The following is a 17,580-nucleotide window of genomic DNA, read 5'->3' on the forward strand; positions in this document are numbered from 1 at the left end:
AGGCGTTAGGGCAACCCAGCGCCTTTTTATTATTTTCCAGCCTTCTTAACCTATATAGTTTTAGGTTTCTCGATTACAACTGGTTGCGTATTAAACCTTTTTTGCCCTGGCTTCACGAATAACGTCAGTATAATGCCGACGACACACAGAGACGTATTTTTCGTTACCACCAATATCAACCTGAGCACCATCGTAAACAACGTTGCCATCACTGCCAAAACGAAGTACACGGCTGGCTTTTCTTCCACAATGACAAATTGTTTTCAACTCTACCAATTTATCTGACCAGGCAAGGAGATATTCACTGCCGCTGAATAACTCACCTTGAAAATCTGTCCTTAGACCATAACAAAGAACAGGGATATCGTCATAATCTACAATTTCACAAAGTTGCTCGACATGTTCTTTCGTTAAGAATTGGCATTCATCAATCAAAACGCAATGGACTTTTTTTGCCTCATTTTCCTTTCTGATAAGCTCAGCAATATTTGTTTTCGGTGAAAACAACAACGCTTCGGCCGATAAGCCAATACGGGAACTGACCTTTCCTTTACCGAATCGAGTATCGATTTCTGCTGTAAAGATCAGCGTTCTCATTCCCCTTTCGTTATAGTTATAGGAAGACTGCAATAAGGAAGTTGATTTCCCAGCATTCATGGCAGAATAATAAAAATAAAGCTGAGCCATTGGCCTGTTCATCCTCTTGTCAAATTTAATCAGGCGATATAACCGCGCCAGTTTACCACAAACTTTGGTTGAAATTATCCTTGTTGTTATCAAATGTGGAGTAACAGAAACAAATTAGGTTGAATAACAAAAGATTATTTTCATGATAATCATCACATTTGCGCATATAAAATCAGCACCACCAGAACTTACTGCATGCCAAATGCACAAAATTAACATAAAAAGAAAATAGTTATTTTTTACCCTCACCCTTTGAATATTAATAATCAAAGTGGTTTACTTTTGTTCAATTCAACCACCATGATCATAACTAATGGATTACCCATAAAAAAACTTTCATCACACCCTTACTCTTCAGCTTATTTCTAGCAAAACAGTTAATGTTTCTTACGGATTGACTATAAATTAGTTTTATACTCTGGGTTTTATTCCTTACTAAACTTTACAGTAATCCCCTTCATTCTTATTGAAAAATGGTAAGCCCAATAGCAGGATTAAAACGCAATATATCGATTACTTCAAAAATTGCATTTTAAAATGACATGTTTTAGCCTGAGAAAGTAAATTCACTATTGCAGAAAATAAAATAGCATTCTATTATTATCTCTACATCAGCTATCATCATTATAATTTGAGACCAGGACAATGAGCGAAAATTTAAAATCCTTAAATAACATCCGTACCTTGCGCGCACAAGCAAGAGAATGTGAACTTACTACTTTAGAAGAAATGCTGGAAAAACTTACGATTGTTGTTGAAGAACGTCGCGATGAAGAAAACCAAGTTCGTGTACAATTAGAAGAGCGCACACGTAAGCTTCAAGAATACCGTGAAATGCTGGAAAAAGACGGTATTGAATTAAGCGATTTAGTGGATGCTTTAAGTGGTAAATCTACGGGTAAATCTAAACGTGCTGCTCGTCCAGCAAAATATTCATACATTGATGACGGTGAAACTAAAACCTGGACTGGTCAAGGCCGTACACCCGCTGTAATCAAAAAAGCAATTGAAGAAGAAGGCAAATCACTGGACGATTTCCTGATCTAATCAGTTTCTTTGTAAACCTGATAACAAAAATACCCTTGACAGGGTATTTTTGTTTTATGCTTAATATAAACTAACCAGGTTAATTACGGGCTGATGTAGAAACATAGAGAGTTATATTAATGGCTAAATCGCTTTTATATTCTCGATGTGATAAAAAATAACTTAACACTAACTTAGTTTTTTATTAACATAATTTAATAAAAAAGGAGCTAATCGCTCCTTTTGCTATTTCTACTATCACAGCTTTTGATAAAAGTCTAAATACCAATCAGTAAATCGTTTCACCCCTTCCTTTACCGGCATGTTAGGTGAAAAGCCAATCTTATTGTAAAGCGCGCTTGAATCTGCACACGTTGACAATACATCGCCATCTTGAATTTCCATAAAGTTTTTCTTCGCCTCAATTCCTAATGAAGTTTCAATGGCTTCAATAAAATCACCCAGTTTTGTCGGCTGCCCATTGCCAATATTGTAAACTCGATACGGCGCAGAGCTGGCAGATATTTGCCCATCTTCGACTGACCAGTCTTTATTGGAAGTCGGAATGATATCCTGCAACCTGATTATAGATTCAACAATGTCATCAATATATGTGAAATCTCTCACCATATTACCATGATTATAAACATCAATCGGCTTACCTTCTAACATAGCTTTAGTAAATTTAAATAAAGCCATGTCAGGACGCCCCCACGGTCCATATACGGTAAAAAATCTCAATCCTGTAGTGGGAAGTTGATAAAGATGTGAATAGCTGTGAGACATTAACTCATCAGCTTTTTTCGTTGCTGCATATAAAGAAACCGGATGATCAACTGAGTCATCAGTAGAAAAAGGTTGCTTTTTATTTAATCCATATACTGAACTGGAAGATGCATATAATAGATGCTCCACAGAATGATGGCGGCAACCTTCAAGTATATTGATATGACCGACAATATTGGCATCTATATATGCCATAGGGTTTTGTATTGAATAACGCACACCCGGCTGAGCGCCTAAATGGATCACGCGCTGGAATTGATGTTTCGCGAACAATTCGGGTATTGCAACTCTGTCAGCCAAGTCTAATTTTTCAAATTTGAAATTTGAATAAGGGAGTAATAAATTTAATCTCGCCTGTTTCAAATTAACATCATAATAATCGTTGAGGTTATCAATACCAACAACCTCATACCCCATATTCAATAACCGCTGACTAACATGAAAACCTATAAAACCAGCAGAGCCTGTAACTAAAAATTTCATAAATTAACTCAAATGACGGGTTTGATTGAGGCACCGCGACCAATACCATAATAAGTAAAACCACGCGATTGTAGGCGTTCAGGATCATAAAGATTGCGGCCATCAAAAATCACAGACGTTTTTAATGAATCTTTAATCACATCAAAATCAGGTGCTCTGAAGTTTTGCCATTCTGTACAGATAATCAAAGCATCAGCACCTTTTAATGCTGCTTCTTTTGTTCCCATTAAAGAGAGATCATCACGCTGTCCATAAATACGTTGAGCTTCCTGCATAGCCTCAGGATCATACGCCTGAACTTTAGCGCCACATTTCCATAACGTTTCCATCAAGACACGGCTCGATGCCTCACGCATGTCATCTGTATTAGGTTTAAATGACAGCCCCCAAATAGCAAATGTCCTGTCCGATAAATCATCACCAAAATGCTGTCTTACAAAAGCAGGCAATTTATTTTTCTGTTTTTCGTTAACCTGCTCCACTGCCTGAAGAATTTTGGGCGCATATCCAATTTGTTCGGAAGTCCGAATCAGTGCCTGAACATCTTTAGGGAAGCATGAACCACCATATCCACATCCAGGGTAAATAAAATGATATCCGATACGTGAGTCGGAACCAATTCCCTGTCGCACATGTTCAATGTCAGCTCCCAGCATTTCAGCCAGATTAGCAATTTCATTCATAAAACTGATTTTTGTCGCCAACATGCAGTTAGCTGCATACTTAGTCAATTCAGCACTACGGATATCCATGACTATCATACGATCATGATTACGGTTAAATGGCTCATACAACTCGCGCATGACATCAACCACATCATCATTATCACAACCAATAATAATACGTTCAGGCCGCATACAATCAGCAACAGCAGCGCCTTCTTTCAAAAACTCAGGATTGGAAACGACATCAAATGGAAATTCCAGATTACGTTCTGCCAATGTTGCTTGCATTACTGCCCTGACTTTATCAGCCGTACCTACTGGCACAGTTGACTTGTCAACGATAACTTTGTAACCATCCATATTTTCTGCAATAGTTCTGGCTACAGCAGTAACATACTTAAGATCAGCAGAACCATCTTCGTCAGGAGGTGTGCCTACTGCAATAAACTGTAATTTGCCATGAGCAATACCGGCTTTGGCATCCGTTGTAAAATTCAGCCGTCCTTCAGCATGATTTTTCTTTACCAAAGGCGTCAAGCCCGGTTCAAAAATAGGAATTTGACCATTTTTCAGGTCCTCGACTTTTTTTGCATCAACATCGACACAAAGAACATCATGCCCCACTTCAGCAAATACGGTTGCTTGTACTAAGCCTACGTAGCCAATACCAAATACAGTAACTTTCATATCACACCTTAAAGTACTAGTAGATTATTCTTCAAACTGATTCTGCAAGGTCATAATCCAATCCGTGAATGACTTGCCCAATTCTTTATGTTTCATGCCATATTCAACAAATGCCTGCATATAACCCAACTTATTACCACAATCATGACTACGGCCTTGCAAGTGATAAGCCTCAACAGGCTCTTTTTCCATCAGCATGGCAATAGCATCAGTCAGTTGTATTTCATCTCCTGCCCCTGGCGCAGTTTTAGCTAATAATGGCCAGATTTTTTCGGATAATACGTAACGACCAACGATGGAAAGATTCGATGGCGCTTCTTCTGGTTTTGGCTTTTCAACAACACGGGCAATCGGTTTGCTATCCCCAGGCTGTAAATTTTCACCCAAGCAATCAACAATGCCATAATCCGCAACACTTTCTACAGGGACGGGTTCGACGAGAATTTGGCTTGCACCACTGCTGTTAAAACGTGATAACATTTCGCTCAAATTATATTTTGACAGGTCGGTACTGTACTCATCCAAAATAACATCCGGCAAAACAACAGCAAACGGCTCATCACCAATAAGTGGTTTAGCGCATAACACGGCATGTCCCAATCCTTTTGCAATTCCCTGACGGGTTTGCATAATTGTCACATGATTTGGACAGATAGATTGTACCTCTTCCAATAACTGGCGCTTAACTCTTTTCTCAAGAATCGCTTCTAACTCAAAGCTGGTATCAAAATGATTTTCTATCGAGTTTTTGGATGAATGTGTGACCAGAATGATCTCATTAATACCTGCTTTGATACACTCATTGACCACATACTGAATAAGTGGTTTATCCACCAGGGGAAGCATTTCTTTCGGGATGGCTTTGGTGGCTGGCAACATCCTGGTTCCCAAACCAGCAACAGGTATAACTGCTTTTTTGACCTTTTTATTTATTACTGACATTACATCATCTCCTACTGCTATGTTTTCACTGATATGTTTTCACTGAAAAACTCCTTTACAGTTTAAACAATAGCATTAACTCTCAAAAAAAATCGTATGTGTGAAGAAAATTGCACTCACAAAAAATAACGCGCACGAGTATACACCAGTTAATTCGGCCAGATATACAGTGCGCCAGCTTTTAATCACATTTCAATGATTAGATGCCGGGTTGTGCATTTAATCCTATTCAACAAATACTAATTTACCTTACAATTAACGATAATCTGCAACCTCTTTGAATAACTGGAGTTATTTTGACAAAAATGTGTCCCTGCAGCAGTGGTTCATCTTTCGACCTTTGCTGTAGTCCCTATCTTGAAAACCATCACACTGCCCCAGATGCTGAATCCCTTATGCGTTCCAGATATAGCGCTTACGTTACCCAAAATGCAGACTATCTTATCGCTACCTGGCACCCAGATTGCCATGCTGAAAATTGGCGTACAGAAATAGAACAGAGTTTTGCCGGTATACAATGGCTGGGATTAAATGTCCTCGAAACTAATCAGGGGAAACATAATAACGAAGCTTATGTTGAATTTTCAGCTTGCTTTATTGAACAAGGAAAGCAAGATAAGCAATTGATTCATGAGCGCTCACGTTTTTTGCGCATTGATCAACGTTGGTTTTATATAGATGGCACTCGCCCTGAAATAGGCCGAAATAGCCCTTGCCCATGTGGTTCAGGCAAAAAATATAAGAAATGCTGTGGTTAGATCAGCATCTAAATATCAAACATAACAACTCACACACAGTGAAGAATATTTGAGGTTTTCGTAATCCATGCAAAACACAAACATACAAAAAAAAATCTTGCGTACGATTTGTCCTGACTCCAAAGGATTGATCGCAAAAATCACAAACATTTGTTACAAACATCAATTAAACATCGTTCAAAATAATGAGTTTGTTGATCATCGTACTGGCCGATTTTTTATGCGTACCGAGCTGGAGGGTATTTTTAATGACGAAACTCTTCTGGCAGATTTGGATGACGCTCTACCGGCGGGTTCAAACCGTGAATTAAATACAGCAGGCCGACGTCGTATTGTTATCATGGTGACAAAAGAAGCGCATTGCATTGGCGACATTTTAGTCAAAAGCGTCTATGGTGGACTGGATGTTGAAATTGCGGCTGTTATCGGCAACCATACTACTTTGCAAAAATTGGTTGAACAGTTTGATATCCCATTCCATTACATCAGTCATGAGGGTCTAACCCGTGAACAACATGACGAAGCATTGATGGCTCAAATTAATCAATATAAGCCGGATTATGTTGTGCTTGCCAAGTATATGCGAGTCTTAACACCCGCATTTGTTCAGCATTACCCAAATCAAATAATCAACATCCACCATTCATTCTTGCCCGCATTTATCGGTGCTCGCCCTTACCATCAGGCTTATGAACGTGGTGTGAAAATTATTGGCGCGACGGCTCATTATGTAAATGACAATTTGGATGAAGGGCCAATTATCACTCAAGATGTGATAAATGTGGATCACACCTATACCGCTGAGGAAATGATGCGTGCAGGACGGGATGTTGAAAAGAATGTATTGAGCCAAGCATTACACTGGGTATTTTCCCAGCGTGTTTTTGTCTATGGTAACCGTACCGTTATTCTTTAACCAATTATGTTATTTTAATAAACAATAAAGTATTGTACCTGTCGCTGTTCGGGCAAAATGCAACCTGTAATACAGATACTTTCTAGCGATGATATTAGCCAGCAGGTTACAACACAACCACTTGGATCAAAAAGCAAGCGCACGATACTTTATTTTCAATTACCTACTTTACAGCGGCGGTTTATCTGATATCATGCCGTTCGCTGTTAACGACAGCATACAATTCAAAAATCTGGTGGGGTTCCCGAGCGGCCAAAGGGAGCAGACTGTAAATCTGCCGTCACAGACTTCGAAGGTTCGAATCCTTCCCCCACCACCATCAAGAACTTACATTTGATTACATAAAATCAAACATACTTATCCTTACTAAACAGTAGATTATAGCTTTCTGGCTCACAGAACGTATCAATTTGGAATACCACAGTGTGGCTATGGGCAAGAGAAGTAAGTGAAATGAATACCTATATAAGCCAAAGGTGAGGAACGAAATAACACGTCATCCTTCCTCACCACCATCACAAATCTATTCTAAGCTCTTTTAATGCATTTAGGCAAACACCCATAGCGGAGCTGAGAAATCTGATAGTTCGCTCCGCTCATGCAGTCAGTTACTCCATATCACTGACGGAGTCGATGAAACGATTTAACACGCTTGAATGAGATTTTGATTTGTAGACATAACACTGATTAATTGCATCAGGCCGTGATATAGAAATGAAGCCTAGGCTTTCTCCCTCTTCCAATGCACCAGAATGGGAATCTGTAATAAAAATATAATCGGTTGACTGAATAAAATTGAGACAGCATTCTATATTATCCATCTGTCGAATATTAACTTTTTCTCCGTTTTTTATCATTTCCTCTTCCAAATTCTTTATCAAATTGCCTTTATAGAGCACTGGATCACATAACCACGTTCTCTTTCTCAGCAATTGAGTAAAGTCCCCATTGACTTCATCCAATAACTCTTTACGGCAGCAGACCCCCAAATTTGGACCATCAATTTTCCTTACCAGACTGAATCGATCACTAAGTATTTTTTCTGAACTTAAAATTATTGTATTGCCCTCATAGTCAACTATTTCATCAATGTTATCATAACTGAAGCGTAATATATTAACTTGAGCATTATTTCTGTCCGCTGCTTTATAAAGCGAAATCAGATGCTTTTTCTTACCCCAATCATGGTATATATTTACAATATTACAAATACTCCCGCTAATGTGTTTCTTTGTAATTTCTTTCTCTTTCAAATAGAGCTCTTTTAAGTCATTATATAACTCCACTCCGTCTTTGGTCAGAATCATCCCAAACTTCTCCCTTTTGAATAAGCGCTTTCCTAACGTCGCTTCAAAGTCTTTAATTGATTTAGCGACTGGGGGAGTCGTACGGTTCATCACTCTTGCCGCTTTGCTTAAAGAACCCATTTCCACCACCGCCATGAATGCTTCTAATTTACGAGAAAAAAACATAATTCACCGTTCCTATGTAACTTGTGGCTAAAATAATTTCCTTGAAATGGCCTTCTCATCAGGTAACCGCTAAATCAAACTTGATATTATGAAGGTATAATTTTGTACAATAAAAATAAGTATTTTTCAAATGACATTTATATAAAATGCCAGTCCCTGATGCAATAATGCGGTTTAGATGAATTCTATTATTCATCTATATCATGATGAATATTCCACCGTGATTGTAAGCCATTAATAAATATAACCATGGCCTACAAGTTCAAATTTCTATCAGAGATTGATTAACTCTTCTACTTTTTCATTAATTAATTTTTGTAACACACAACATAAAATAAATTTCAAGAATAAAAAACCTCACAAAAATTATAATATCAAAAGTTTAATATAACATATAACAATTAGTGAATTATTATATATCAATTAATTTACTATTTATTGATTTGGTGTCTTTTTATTATTTAAAAATCGATTCGACACTTTAAATTTGGGGTAACGAGAGCGTTATACTCAATATAGTATTACATATATGAGTAAAATAGCGAATTATCAAAATAATTGGGTGAAATTTATTATTTAATAAATAGTTACATCCTTATCTGTATCTGTTAACATTAAGAATAAGAATATTATACAGGTGATTATTACGATATGAAATTTATATCATTCAATATTAATGGGTTAAGAGCACGTCATCATCAACTCGCTGCCATTGTTGAACAACACCAACCTGATGTTATCGGATTACAAGAAATAAAAGTCCATGATGAAATGTTTCCTCTGGAAGAAGTCAGTAAGCTGGGTTATCACGTTTTTTATCATGGTCAAAAATCGCACTACGGTGTCGCACTGTTGACTCGCCAGCAACCCGTAGATATCCGTAAAGGTTTTCCTACTGATGGCGATGATGCACAGCGCCGCATTATTATGGCCGATATCGAGACACCTCTTGGTTTATTAACTGTAATCAATGGCTATTTTCCTCAAGGGGAGAGCCGTGATCACCCAATTAAATTTCCTGCAAAAGAAAAGTTTTATCAGGATCTGCTGTCTTATCTGGAAACTCACCATTCTCCAGAGTCACACATTCTGATTATGGGAGACATGAATATCAGTCCAACAGATCTCGATATTGGCATCGGAGAAAACAACCAGAAACGCTGGTTAAAGACGGGGAAATGTTCTTTCTTGCCAGAAGAGCGTGAATGGATGGAACGCTTGAAAAATTGGGGATTCATCGATACATTCCGAGCACTAAGCCCCGAAGTCAATGACCAGTTTTCTTGGTTCGACTATCGTTCAAAAGGCTTTGATGATAATCGTGGGCTGCGCATTGATTTGCTGCTTGCCAGCCATCCGTTGGCAGAAAGATGTATCTCTTCTGGTATTGATTATGCTATCCGCAGCATGGAAAAACCATCCGACCATGCACCTGTTTGGACTGAGTTTAAGATATAAACAGCAATCATAAAACACAGCACCATAATAGATGGTGCTGTGTCAGCATTTCAAGATTATCCCTGATTGGCTTGATCTTTCTTCGCCCTGCTCTTACTCGATTTTGCCTGCTTTCCTTTCCCTTTTTTGGCATTAACGGGAACAGGAGGCAAGTCCCTAAAAGCCGCCAAATTACGATGCTGTTTTGCCTGCCAAATCAACTGCTGCAATGTTTCCTGAAGGGGGAACATAAAATCCTGATAACGGAATTGCTTTTCGCTGATTTGCGTCAACCGAGATTCCCAATGTGCGGTCATATCTGGCAATACCGCCATGTCCGGCAATACATGAATTAAAGCCCTGCCAGCCGGAGTCGCGTGAATATAGCGCCCTTGTTTGTACAGGAAATCCCGTTTGAATAGCAGCTCAATGATCCCTGCTCGGGTCGCTTCCGTACCCAAGCCATCAGTAGCACGAAGCACCTTTTTCAACGCTTTATCCTGCACAAATCGAGCTATGCCAGTCATTGCAGACAATAGTGTTGCATCAGTGAAAGGCCGTGGAGGTTGTGTCTGTCTTTCCACCACTTCGCCTTTCTCACACAATAACTCATCTCCTTTAGCAACAACAGGCAATGGCGTGCCTTCATTCTCTTCATCCCGTTCCTTGTTGCCAAGCAGAGTTCTCCAACCCGCTTCTGCCAGAAAACGTGCCTTGGCGATAAATTTCCCACCTGCAATATCGAGTTCAATTGTACATTTCCGAAATACCGCATCAGGAAAAAACTGCATCAGGTATTGTCGCGCAATCAAACTATAAATATAGCTTTCATTTTCGGTTAAATTAACTTGGCTACTACGTGCAGTAGGAATAATGGCATGGTGAGCATCAACCTTCTTATCATCCCAACAGCGGTTCTTTTGCTCTATATTTAAAGCATCCTGCGGAAGCAATTGAGTAGCATGAACCGAAATAGCATTCAGAACCGCATGACGCCCAACAAAATGTTCTTCCGGCAGGTAACGACTGTCAGAACGCGGATAAGTGATCAATTTATGGGTTTCATAAAGCCGCTGACAAATGTCAAGTACATCCTGAGCACTCAAGCCAAAACGCCTGGCCGCTTCAATCTGTAAGGATGACAGGGAAAAAGGCAATGGTGCCGTTTCTGATTCACGCTTATCCTGATAGGAAGAAACATAAGCGGGTTGTCCGGTAATACGCGCCACGACATGTTCAGCCAACGGCCGGTGAATAATTCTCCCTTCTTCATCCTGAAAATCAATACAAGATTCACTGGGTTGCCATAAAGCCGTAAATCGCTCTTCATTGGGTGTAACAACATGTGCTTTGACTTCAAAGAAGTCTTTTGGCACGAAATTTTCTATTTCTTCATCGCGGCGCACAACCAAACCTAAAACAGGAGTTTGGACACGCCCAACCGATAATACCCCTTGATAACCTGCATTTTTGCCTAATAAGGTGTAAGCACGGGTCATATTGATGCCATAAAGCCAATCCGCTCTGGCTCTGGCGAGCGCAGAAACACATAAAGGGATAAACTCTCGATTACTCCTTAGCCGTTCAATCGCTTTTGAGACTGCCTGAGGATTCAGGTCATTAATCAGGCATCGCTGGACATTGTGTTTTTTATCTGTATCCAGATCTAAAAAGTCCAGCACTTCATCCACCAGCAACTGCCCCTCACGATCAGGGTCACCTGCATGGATTATTTCTGTCGCTCTTTCCAACAGGGATTTAATTGTGTTGAGCTGTTTAGCCACAGCTGCCCGTGGCTTTAGCTGCCATTTTTCAGGCATGATCGGTAAATCAGCCAAGACCCAACGAGCATAACGGCTATCGTAGGCATCGGGTTCGGCCTGTTCCAAGAGATGACCAACACACCAGGTCACAAACTGGTTATTACCGCATTCGATAAACCCATCCCCACGTCGATGGGGCTGCGGTAAAACATCTGCGATGGCTCTTGCGAGACTCGGTTTTTCTGCAATAAAAAGACGCATTTAATATTATCTATTTGATTTTTAATTTAAATTATAATTTAACACTAAATATTATCCTGTTTATCAGGACTCTTTGGTAAAACACCTTCTGAGTTCATTTGTGTTGACAAACAAATATATCAGCGGTTATGTTATTTTTCATTACATCCCCAAATATTTCTTATATCTCTACCCGCGGCGGGCGAAGATATATAGAGGATTTGACTAACCACTCCCCTTACTCCGATTACTCAGACCATTTGATATCTGATTCAACACTCACCTCCCCCTGCCTCACATTCCACACCGAATCTGCCGGCATCTGGACACGGATATCTAGGCGGGTGCCTTCGGGGCGCGCTGCCCCTGATTGTTATTCTGGCGCTTTAGGTCAGTCAATGTTTGGGGCCGTGGAAACATCCAGTCGATAGAGTGCCAGTCGGTAACGATGCCATGTTGTCAGCGCCGCCTTTTCACCTTCGGTGGCCACATCCAGATAGACCGCATCCTGTAGCGGCTCAATTTTCTCTCTAATATTACGTAACCTCAGCTTCGTTTAAAAATAGCGATATCATTATCCCGTAAATTCAAGCTCGGTTTTTTAGGTTGGAATGTATAAGCAATGAGGCCTGCGGCGATTTCCAGCAGAAAACCGAGCTGACTACGATGTCTTGAATGCGCTATCTGAGAAATATTTTTGAGCTGATCAATGACCGTTTCTATCAAAAATCGTCTTCTTAACATCAGCCTATCCCAGAGCGATAACGCGTTGGCTTTCATGTTGCTACGGACATTAGTAATTAACGTAACGCCTTCCGCTTCCAGCTCATCGCATAAAGCCTGTGATAAATACCCTTTATCGCCATATAAACATCCCGTTAACCCTCTTGCCAATGCTTTGACAGGGTGACGATCATCCTTATTTCCGGCGGTTAATTTTACGGCCAAAAGTTCACCGCAATCATTGATAACCAGATGAAGTTTAAAACCATAGAACCAGCCTGTACGGGTTTTTCCTCGTTGTGCCATTCCCTCAAATACCCGATGATGGGGAATGCGAAGGTTGTGACAAACGGCAATTTTGGTGGAATCAATAAAAGCGATCCCTTGGGTTGTCGCTTTACGTGACGAAAGAAAAGCGCATAAAGGAATCAGTGCCCTTTTCTTCAGGGTGAGCATGCGGGTATAGCTGACTAATCCGGGAAAATCTGCGGTAAGATATTGTTTTACATTTTTATTATAAAACGTTTTAAAATCACGATAATGGCTCATATGGAATAAAATGAGGATCATCATGATTTCGCTGAGCGAAAGGGACGCTTCGCGGTGCCGTTTACGTAATCCGTTTTCAATGAGCTGTTGATGCCAGAGAGGAATAAATTTTTGGCAAAAGTCATCGACGCAGCAGTAAAGTTCTTCTAAATTAGACATGCCTGAGGATCTCCACGATTTTGTTTTCTTTAGCAAAAACTTTGATCGTGCCTCAGGCACTTTAGTTCCCTTCTTAAGCGAAGCTCAGGTTAACTTGGTTCTCCGTCTTTCTGGTGTCCGGTTAGAGTGCTGTCAAATAATTGCTTGAGGGCTTTCTTGATGTCGTAATACCGTTGCTCAATATCACGGAACATTTTATTGACTGAACGGTATGACTGAGTGGGATCGCGTTTATTTCTCGGTATTATCGGGGTTCCGATTCTGGTCTTTCTCATCAGTTAACGGAGCTCCTGTTGCACCCTGCGGTTCGGGTTCTTCTTCCAGAGGCTCCAACTCACCCACGGTACGAATTTCATTGGGTGTAAATATCGGTGTTCCGAAAGCCTGCTGGGTTTTCAGTGCTGCCTCAGCCATCTTAATCATGTTGTCGATTTTTTCCTGCTCACTGGCGGCGAGCATGTCAGACCATGCAATAGTGACCTCGCCAGAAGAAGGTGGATCGATAATGCCAATTTCCCACAATCGATTTATCAAGCGTGTTACATATTGGGTCAGAAAACCCCATCGACGCCCATTCAATCTCACTTTCCAAGTGGCATCGTCTTTATCCCCGGCTAATTTTCCCGTTTGAGTACCGAACAGCACCGTGAACGGCACTTGCACAGAGGCACAAAACTCACGGGTCGTGACTTCCCATGTCGGCGTTGGATCGCCCTGCGCGACTGACAATACATTCAGCTTACCTGCCTGCATCACTGCTGCCGAGTCCGTCCACGGTTAAGCTTACTGATTTTATCTTCCAATGCTGCGCCGAGGTTTTTGTAGCCAGCTTGAATCGCCGCTGTAGTGATGTCGTGCAGGTTAGTTTCTTTATCAAACTCCACCCCAATCTGGCGAGAGGCATTTTTCAAAAATCCCTCAGAACTACCGCCAGAGACTTTTTCAACGTCCAGTAATTTGTTATATCCCGCCCTGAGTAATGGTGTACCTGAGAAAATATTCCCATCCTCAGCGCCTTCACACAAAACAATGACCCGCGATGGGTGAATGGCAAGCTGTTTAGCTGGCCCTTGTATCTCAATCTGACCCACCGGACGCTCATCAAAGTTGAACATCTTAGGTTGCCCGTAGTTTTCTGAATTAATATCTGTATCCCATTCAGCAACAGTGAGTTGAGGCTCCCAGACTGGAATCAGGTTTACCAGCGCTTCGCCTTTTAACCGTGATACTACTGTAATATCAATGGACTCACTCCATACCCTGCTATCCCTAACTTGAATGAGCAGTGCCGAGTAATGCCCAATCATATTGCGGCGGTCAGCGTCTTTAATTTTCGCCCAAAACGGCTTTAATAGTTTTGTGACTTCCTTCTCCCATGCGCTAGTTATTGCGGACTCTTTCTTTTCCTCGCCATCAATGATGGTCGGGTTGTCCTGCCAGCATCCATCCAGCAAACGATGTACAGCAGCATGCGCCACCGCATTACGCTCATAGGCGTTGTAGTATTCTCTGAACCTGAGTTGTTCGGGGTAACCGAACTCAGAATAGATATTGGTGCGTTTAGTATTGCCACTTACGCCACCAGCCGCATAAATCATCCGTTTAGCGATAGTGTCAGCTAGGCTATTAACGAACAATGATTGTTTGTCTTTACTCACAGCTGCTCCTTAAAAGAAAAATGCGCCATTGTTTTTCTGTTTGATATACCCGTCCAGTCCGTACCGACTGGCATCCCAGCAATGGTTATTGGCGTCTTCAATCACCGGCAGTACCGCGCCCGTAATGCGATCTGTTTTATAAGAATAGGGCCGGGCTTCTTTGGCGGTGTGCTTGCAACGCGGGTGAATAATGATTTGCTTAAAACCGCGTAGATAGGTGATGCCATCCTCAACGCTGCCTTGCCACTTTTTAGCGGCAGAGATATTGAACCCTTGCCGCCTGAGATAGCTGGTCGTCTCTGGTCTGGCGGCATCAGCTTTAATAGGCCATTTGCGAGACTCTGGTACTTGTTCATAGAATGCAGGCATATAATCCAGTTCTACGCCAATACCATAAGCCTCATATTCGATATACAGGTAATCATTCAGAATAAATTGTCTAATTAACCTGAGCTTCGTATATGGCCTTCCCCAGTATTGCAAGAGAGCTTTTCAGACAAAAGAACAAGGTAGCTTACTTACGTATATGTGATGAGTTGGAAGCGGAAGGTGTTACGTTAATCACTAATATTCGTAGCAACATGAAAGCCAAAGCGTTATCACTCTGGGATAGGTTGATGTTAAGGAGACGATTTTTGATAGAAACGGTCATTGATCAGCTCAAAAATATTTCTCAGATAGAACACTCAAAACATCGCAGTCAGCTCGATTTTTTGCTGGAAGTCACTGCGGGTCTTATTGATTATACATTCCAACCTAAAAAACCGAGCTTGAATTTACGGGATAATGATATCGCTATTCTTAAACGAAGCTGAGGTTAATTAGTGTGCTGGGGTCTTTGGCAAAACCGAAGTCACCGCCAAATAATAACCTGTCTGCTTGTTGCCACAGATCATCAGGAAAGGCTTCGATCTCGTTAACGCGTTCCTGTTCCAGCGCATCAGGGAACCACGGATTATCGTCATATACCAATCTAACTTGAAGATGCAGGAATTAAAATCTGAAAGTTGTCAGTCAGTCGAGTCGTCAGTTCTTTCGCTTTTTCTGGCAACGTGACCTGAAAAAAGTGACGAAGGGTTTCACGGAACGTCTTCGCATCCGGAAAATAGACATTGTTACGCACCTGCTCATTCATATACTTCCACAATCGCTCTATCGGATTGAGATTTGGGCTATAAGGCGGGAGGTAATGCAATTCAATATTCAGGACATACGCCATCTCTTTCACCAACTCTGCTCTGTGGTAACCCGCACCATCCAGAATAATATGGATTTTTTGCGAAAGCGGGTAAGTTTCCCGGAGCGACCCGAAAAAATACGCGATGTTTTCAGCATTGATACTCGGATACTCACGGATCACCGTGTCTTCAATGCGTTGTAAATTGAGGGCACCCAGAATATTGAGACGGGTACGACTGCCGGTGGTTTCGACCACTTTGACCTGATTTTTTCCTGCTTTCATCCAGCCATAGCTGAGCTTTGTGGACTGGGTTGGATGCACCGCATAAATAAATAGGATAGGTTCACTCTGACCCACTCCGTTTTTCAGCGATTGGTAATCATCAATAAATTGTTGCTGTTTATCCGCATCAAATTTATGCGGAACGCCCTTGGGTTTCTTGTAGCTGAAACCCTGGTGGTGAAGCCATTTTGTCATTCCGCCCACGCTGAAAGACACCTGCCAACGGGCTTGGACATAGGCCACAATTTGAGTGGTCGTATGCATCAAATTGGCCGTCAAATAATCAATCAGGTCGGTGGTTTGTTCGGCAGAGAGATGGCTTTCAGACCCGCCATTTTCCGGGATGAGCTTTTCCTGAGCGATGAAATCTTTTAGGTGACGGCTGACCGTACTTTCATGAATACGCAAGGCCTGTGCAATCATCTGAGCAGTCCAGCCTTCAGAGGCCAAAAGCACGGCCTTGATGCGATCACAGACTCGACTGTCACGAGTGGTATCATGCATCAATTCGAGGGCACGTTTTTGTTCTGGTGTCAGATGAATTTTCATGGTCGTAAGCATGATCTGGTTTGGGGGATAAATCAAGCATCTTCAATGGCGATTGGTATAGTTCATTTCAACAATGCAGGAATTGTCAGGCGGTGTTTTGCGAAAGCGCTTATCAGTTGGGCTACCGTCAATTTCAGGGTTCCACGTTACCCAGATCTCCGAACCTTCTTCACGTACCGTGGGGATTAGCTTTCGCCATGCCGTTTCAGATACCTATTCCGCTTCATCTATCCACTCTATCAGAATGCGGGCTTTGGATTTGATACTGTCGAGATTATGACGTAACCCAGCAAACACGAACCACACGCGGCGGTTCTTGGTGCGGATAAAGTTCTCACCCATCTCATAGTACCCATCAAGCCACGGTTCGGACTTGATGGCTTGTTTGACTTCCTCCATTGAGGATTCAGACAACGAGTTCATAAACTCACGCCCACACAGGATCACACCTTCCGTACCTGCCTCCGCAAACATATAGCCGCGAATCGCGCTCATTTTGGCAAAAGTACGTGTCTTACCTGAGCCGCGCCCACCGTATGATCCCCGATAGCGATAATCACCACTAAATACCGGAATGAGCTTCGGCGGAAGTTCAATTCTCGCTGTCGTCATGCTGAC

The 17,580-nt window shown here is 41.5% G+C and carries 16 protein-coding genes, 1 tRNA gene and 3 pseudogenes; 6 read left to right on the forward strand and 14 right to left on the reverse strand.

The window, feature by feature from the left end; translation table 11 throughout:
• Positions 1-90: 90 nt before the first annotated feature.
• Positions 91-687 carry a thymidine kinase gene (locus ACE1SE_RS09595; RefSeq protein WP_374050706.1) on the reverse strand — a complete coding sequence of 199 codons (597 nt, stop codon included), beginning with the start codon at positions 685-687 and terminating at the stop codon, positions 91-93.
• A 645-nt stretch (positions 688-1,332) separates the two neighbouring features.
• Here ACE1SE_RS09595 and ACE1SE_RS09600 point away from each other — a divergent pair.
• Complete coding sequence (locus ACE1SE_RS09600) at positions 1,333-1,734, forward strand: H-NS family histone-like protein (protein ID WP_374050707.1); 402 nt, start codon at positions 1,333-1,335, stop codon at positions 1,732-1,734.
• Between the two features lie 237 nt (positions 1,735-1,971).
• On the opposite strand, the gene ACE1SE_RS09605 is transcribed toward ACE1SE_RS09600, so the two are convergent.
• The 3 genes from ACE1SE_RS09605 to galU are packed head-to-tail and all read right to left on the reverse strand — an operon-like array spanning position 1,972 to position 5,276.
• Positions 1,972-2,982 (reverse strand): NAD-dependent epimerase, encoded by a 1,011-nt coding sequence (locus ACE1SE_RS09605; RefSeq protein WP_374050708.1) that lies wholly within the window; start codon positions 2,980-2,982, stop codon positions 1,972-1,974.
• An 8-nt stretch (positions 2,983-2,990) separates the two neighbouring features.
• The gene (locus tag ACE1SE_RS09610; protein ID WP_374050709.1) at positions 2,991-4,334 is read right to left on the reverse strand and encodes a UDP-glucose dehydrogenase family protein; all 1,344 of its coding nucleotides are present in this window, start codon (positions 4,332-4,334) and stop codon (positions 2,991-2,993) included.
• A gap of 24 nt (positions 4,335-4,358) precedes the next feature.
• The gene (galU, locus tag ACE1SE_RS09615) at positions 4,359-5,276 is read right to left on the reverse strand and encodes a UTP--glucose-1-phosphate uridylyltransferase GalU (RefSeq protein WP_374050710.1); all 918 of its coding nucleotides are present in this window, start codon (positions 5,274-5,276) and stop codon (positions 4,359-4,361) included.
• A gap of 296 nt (positions 5,277-5,572) precedes the next feature.
• On the opposite strand from galU, the gene ACE1SE_RS09620 reads away from it, so the two are divergent.
• The 3 genes from ACE1SE_RS09620 to ACE1SE_RS09630 all read left to right on the forward strand — a co-directional run bounded on the left by ACE1SE_RS09620 (position 5,573) and on the right by ACE1SE_RS09630 (position 7,269).
• Positions 5,573-6,034, forward strand: coding sequence for a YchJ family protein (locus ACE1SE_RS09620; RefSeq protein WP_374050711.1), 462 nt, complete (start codon positions 5,573-5,575; stop codon positions 6,032-6,034).
• A 67-nt stretch (positions 6,035-6,101) separates the two neighbouring features.
• On the forward strand, positions 6,102-6,950 hold the full coding sequence (gene purU / locus ACE1SE_RS09625; RefSeq protein WP_374050712.1) for a formyltetrahydrofolate deformylase: 849 nt from the start codon (positions 6,102-6,104) through the stop codon (positions 6,948-6,950).
• A 234-nt stretch (positions 6,951-7,184) separates the two neighbouring features.
• A tRNA-Tyr gene (locus tag ACE1SE_RS09630) sits at positions 7,185-7,269 on the forward strand.
• Between the two features lie 289 nt (positions 7,270-7,558).
• Here ACE1SE_RS09630 and ACE1SE_RS09635 read toward each other — a convergent pair.
• The gene (locus ACE1SE_RS09635; protein ID WP_374050713.1) at positions 7,559-8,422 is read right to left on the reverse strand and encodes a helix-turn-helix domain-containing protein; all 864 of its coding nucleotides are present in this window, start codon (positions 8,420-8,422) and stop codon (positions 7,559-7,561) included.
• Between the two features lie 651 nt (positions 8,423-9,073).
• Between ACE1SE_RS09635 and xthA the strand changes: the two genes are divergently transcribed.
• Positions 9,074-9,880, forward strand: coding sequence for an exodeoxyribonuclease III (gene xthA, locus ACE1SE_RS09640; protein ID WP_374050714.1), 807 nt, complete (start codon positions 9,074-9,076; stop codon positions 9,878-9,880).
• Positions 9,881-9,936: 56 nt separating this feature from the next.
• Here xthA and ACE1SE_RS09645 read toward each other — a convergent pair whose 3' ends face one another.
• The 6 genes and pseudogenes from ACE1SE_RS09645 to ACE1SE_RS09670 form a co-directional block, all read right to left on the reverse strand.
• Entirely contained in the window at positions 9,937-11,883 is a 1,947-nt protein-coding gene (locus ACE1SE_RS09645; protein WP_374050715.1) for a DNA topoisomerase III, read from the reverse strand.
• 370 nt (positions 11,884-12,253) lie between these two features.
• Positions 12,254-12,412: a tail fiber assembly protein gene (locus ACE1SE_RS09650; RefSeq protein WP_374053635.1), complete on the reverse strand. Its 159-nt coding sequence runs from the start codon at positions 12,410-12,412 to the stop codon at positions 12,254-12,256.
• Positions 12,409-13,293 carry an IS982 family transposase gene (locus tag ACE1SE_RS09655; protein ID WP_374050716.1) on the reverse strand — a complete coding sequence of 295 codons (885 nt, stop codon included), beginning with the start codon at positions 13,291-13,293 and terminating at the stop codon, positions 12,409-12,411. Before ACE1SE_RS09655 ends, ACE1SE_RS09650 begins: the two co-directional genes overlap by 4 nt.
• Before the next feature lie 89 nt (positions 13,294-13,382).
• On the reverse strand, positions 13,383-13,568 hold the full coding sequence (locus tag ACE1SE_RS09660) for a hypothetical protein (protein ID WP_374053715.1): 186 nt from the start codon (positions 13,566-13,568) through the stop codon (positions 13,383-13,385).
• A pseudogene (locus tag ACE1SE_RS09665) lies at positions 13,525-14,891 on the reverse strand (anti-CBASS protein Acb1 family protein). The gene ACE1SE_RS09660 and the pseudogene ACE1SE_RS09665 overlap by 44 nt, the downstream one beginning before the upstream one ends.
• Before the next feature lie 69 nt (positions 14,892-14,960).
• Positions 14,961-15,398: pseudogene (locus tag ACE1SE_RS09670) on the reverse strand (terminase large subunit); the annotation flags it as partial.
• Between the two features lie 14 nt (positions 15,399-15,412).
• Between ACE1SE_RS09670 and ACE1SE_RS09675 the strand changes: the two are divergent.
• Positions 15,413-15,766, forward strand: a complete 354-nt coding sequence (locus tag ACE1SE_RS09675; RefSeq protein WP_374050717.1) for a transposase — start codon at positions 15,413-15,415, stop codon at positions 15,764-15,766.
• On the opposite strand, the gene ACE1SE_RS09680 is transcribed toward ACE1SE_RS09675, so the two are convergent.
• The 3 genes and pseudogenes from ACE1SE_RS09680 to ACE1SE_RS09690 all read right to left on the reverse strand — a co-directional run.
• Positions 15,753-15,923, reverse strand: coding sequence for a hypothetical protein (locus tag ACE1SE_RS09680; protein WP_374050718.1), 171 nt, complete (start codon positions 15,921-15,923; stop codon positions 15,753-15,755). The genes ACE1SE_RS09675 and ACE1SE_RS09680 overlap by 14 nt on opposite strands.
• A gap of 1 nt (position 15,924) precedes the next feature.
• Positions 15,925-16,962: an IS630 family transposase gene (locus ACE1SE_RS09685; RefSeq protein ID WP_374050719.1), complete on the reverse strand. Its 1,038-nt coding sequence runs from the start codon at positions 16,960-16,962 to the stop codon at positions 15,925-15,927.
• A 51-nt stretch (positions 16,963-17,013) separates the two neighbouring features.
• Positions 17,014-17,574, reverse strand: a pseudogene (locus ACE1SE_RS09690) (phage terminase large subunit); the annotation flags it as partial.
• Positions 17,575-17,580 lie beyond the last annotated feature (6 nt).

Source organism: Xenorhabdus taiwanensis, assembly GCF_036512875.1.
GTDB classification, from domain to species: domain Bacteria; phylum Pseudomonadota; class Gammaproteobacteria; order Enterobacterales; family Enterobacteriaceae; genus Xenorhabdus; species Xenorhabdus taiwanensis.